Source organism: Streptomyces sp. MnatMP-M17 (genome assembly GCF_900091995.1).
In the GTDB taxonomy this organism is placed as follows: Bacteria; Actinomycetota; Actinomycetes; order Streptomycetales; family Streptomycetaceae; genus Streptomyces.
Map to the genome: position 1 here is coordinate 1 of NZ_FMDK01000271.1, position 3,107 is coordinate 3,107.

3 protein-coding genes and 1 pseudogene are annotated in these 3,107 nt (G+C 70.9%); 1 reads left to right on the plus strand and 3 read right to left on the minus strand.

Annotation, left to right across the window (positions count from 1 at the left end; all coding sequences use genetic code 11):
• Nucleotides 1-500 (minus strand): SDR family oxidoreductase (locus GA0115259_RS12920; RefSeq protein ID WP_107469177.1); only part of this gene is annotated, 500 nt, incomplete at its 3' end.
• Nucleotides 501-683: 183 nt separating this feature from the next.
• Between GA0115259_RS12920 and GA0115259_RS41730 the strand changes: the two are divergent.
• Nucleotides 684-878, plus strand: a pseudogene (locus tag GA0115259_RS41730) (ABC transporter); the annotation flags it as partial.
• Between the two features lie 119 nt (nt 879-997).
• Here GA0115259_RS41730 and GA0115259_RS12930 read toward each other — a convergent pair.
• A complete protein-coding gene (locus GA0115259_RS12930; protein ID WP_093595412.1) occupies nt 998-2,239 on the minus strand; it encodes a GNAT family N-acetyltransferase in 1,242 nt (413 codons plus the stop codon).
• A gap of 103 nt (nt 2,240-2,342) precedes the next feature.
• Nucleotides 2,343-3,107: asparaginase (locus GA0115259_RS12935; RefSeq protein WP_093595415.1), on the minus strand; the 765-nt coding region annotated here is incomplete at its 5' end.

Sequence of the window (3,107 nt, forward strand, 5' to 3'; positions counted from 1 at the left end):
CCCCCCGCGACATCGGAAGCGGCCATCGGCTGCACGAGGGTGGCGGGCAGCCGGACGGTGTCACCTTCGGTCGTCCAGGACAGAACCGCCTCCACGAACTCGAAGAACTGCGTGGCGCGCACGATCGAGTACGGCGTCGACGCGCTCCGGAGGACGTTCTCCTGCGCGACCTTGGCCCGGTAGTAGTCGAGCTGCGGCACCTGGTCCACACCGACGATCGAAAGAATCACCTGGTGGCGGACACCGGCCTTCTCCGCCGCGACCGCGACATTGCCCATCGACGTCTCGAAGAAGGCGACGGAGGACTGGTCGAAGGCGGGCGAGTTCGTCAGATTGACCACCACGTCGGCGCCGTCGAGAACCTGGTCCAGGCCCTTGCCGCTGATCACATCGACGCCTGTGGACTTGGAGGCGGGTACGACCTCGTGGCCGGCCGCCGTCAGCCGCTCGACCACCTGTGAACCGATCAGGCCGCGTCCCCCCAGGACTGTGCACTTCATGGCTCACCCTTCGCCGAGGTTCTGCCGAGGCTCCGGCACTCGTCGTCCCCGACCACCGTAAGCCTCACCGGAACCGCGCGCCCTCGGGCTCCCGCTGACCAGCAGAATCACCGAGATCTTGGTGCCGTCGTCCAGCCCCGTGCCGTCCAGCGCCACCATCCCGCGCTCCCACCACGCCACCATGTACTGACCGCTCCCGAGGCCTATCTGCGCCTCGTGTCCCGGGCCGTGCACCACTCGCCCGAGAGCCTGACTCTCGGTCTGCCGACCGACGGCATCGCTGCCCATGTACGGGCGCTGCTGGACGAGATCGACCCGGACGGTACGGAAGTGACGCGCTTCACGGTCCACAGCGCCACGCTCGACGATGTCTTCCTTCGCGTCGGCCTGGTGCGCCGGGATCCTGGCGGTGGCGCTCGGGCTCTCGGGCGTACTGTTCAAGGCGCGTACGGCCTGGGCCCAGAGCCCGCGTACGACCTGAACAACCCGTCCGTGCCTCAAAAAACGTCCGGACACCAAGGCCGCCTCGGCGTACGGAACAGCCGCTCCGCCACCGCCGCCGCGCCCGGCCGCTCCTCGCTCACCGCGCCCAGCGCCACCAGCCGCAGCACGGATTCGTCGCCCAGATACAGCGCGCCCAACTCCCGTACGTCCAGCACGAGATCGGGCGACTCCGTGGTCGGCACACAGGTGGCGCCGGCCGGTGAGGCATCCAGCCGGAACCGGCCGCCCGCCAGCTCCGCCCTGTCGTGGATGTCCAGCACGACCGCACCCGGGACGGCGTACGAACGGGCCTCCAGCGCCCGTACCGCGTCGAGGATCCGGACCCACAGGAAGTCGGCCTGGGTCACGATCCGTGCCGCGCGCGGATCGGGCAGGAACTGCGGCAGCAGATCGTCCAGGGCGCGGTGTCCCGTCCTGACCGTGGTGATCCAGTCGATCGAGCAGATGAACTGCCACAGGGCACGCTCGGCGCGCGGAGTGACCGCGATCAGGTTCCGTACGGAGGCGGTGTTCATCGGCTGCTTGCCGTCGCCCCACTCGCCGTCGGAGGCGTAGACGGCCAGGCCCTCGATCTCACCGGCGGCGGAGCGGTAGACGGCGTAGAAGGGCTCGGTCCACGGCTGGCCGCTGGGCGCCTCGCCCGTGTTGAGCCGCCACCAGTGCTCGTCGCGGCTCGTCGCGCCGTGCTGGCTCAGCCGGAAGCGCTCGTACAGCTCGGGACCGGTCTTCCGTACGTCGGCGCCGTCCGTCAGATCGATCCTGCTGCCGTCGACCGGGCCCGACCAGCGCGGATCGAGGCCGGAACGCGGCACGTCGATCGCCCACTCGGCGACACCGGCGGCGGGCCCGAAGCCGTACCGTCCGTAGATCGGGTACTCGGCGGAGATCAGCGTGGCGACCGCGTCGCCGCGCTCCTTCGCCGCCGTCAGATCGGCGGCCATCATCCGGCCGAGCAGCCCGCGCCTGCGGTGCGTGGGCGAGACGGTCACATTGGTGACGGCGTCGGCGGGCAGCACGGCGCCGCCGACCACCGTCAGCTCCTGTGCGAAGGACCGGAAGGTCGCGACGCAGCGCCCTTGGTCGAAGGCACCGCGCGTACGGTTCAGATCGCTCCGGGCGAGCCGTCCCGCCATCACCTCGTCCGCGCCGCCCGGCGGCCTCAGGAACCCGGTGTTCAGGGTTCGGTGCCAGTCGGGGAACTCGGATTCGGTGACGGTACGGACCTCAAGGCTCATGATCCGCACGCTAAGCCGTACGGGCGGCCCGGCGCATCCAGATTTTCACGGTCGCTTTCAGCGCCGCTCCCTGCGCGGCTTTCACGGCCGGAACGCCGCACGCTCAGAACACCGCGCGGACCTCGCCGACCTCCGCGCCGCCGCCCAGCAGCGGTGCCCGGCCGATACGTCCGACCACCTCGGCCTCCACGCCCAGCAGTTCGAGCGCACGCGCCAGCACAGGACCTGTCGCCCGGACACCACCGTCGTCGATCTTGAACGCCAGCGCCCGGCCGTCCGCCAGCGCCACCGCCTGGACCGCCTCCGCGCCCATCTTGGAGAGCGTGCCCGGCACTTCTCTCATCAACCAGGTGTCCGAACGGTGTGTGCCCGCCACATACTCCGGGTGGGCGCGCATCGCGTCCGCCACCCGCCGCTCGGCCGTGCCCGGCGCGGCCAGTACGAAGTGGCGGAAGGCGCGGGCCAGCCCGGTCAGGCTGATCGCCATCAGCGGCGCACCGCAGCCGTCCGTACCGACCGCGGGAACCGGCTCCTCCGCCGTCTCCTCGATCACCGTACGGACCAGCCGCTGGAGCGGATGGTCCGGCTCCAGATAACCGTCCTTGGACCAGCCGTTCAGGGCGGAGACCGCCAGCATCGCCGCATGCTTGCCCGAGCAGTTCATCAGGATCCGCTCACGCACTCCGCCGGCCGCGAGATGCGCCTCCGCCGCGATCCGGTCCAGCGGCAGATCAGGCGGTGTCCGCAGATCGTCCTCCGTCAGCCCGTGCTCGGCGAGCATCACGCGGACGAGGTCGAGATGGAACGCCTCGCCCGAGTGGCTCCCCCCCCCCCCCCCCCCCCCCCCCCCCCCCCCCCCCCCCCCACC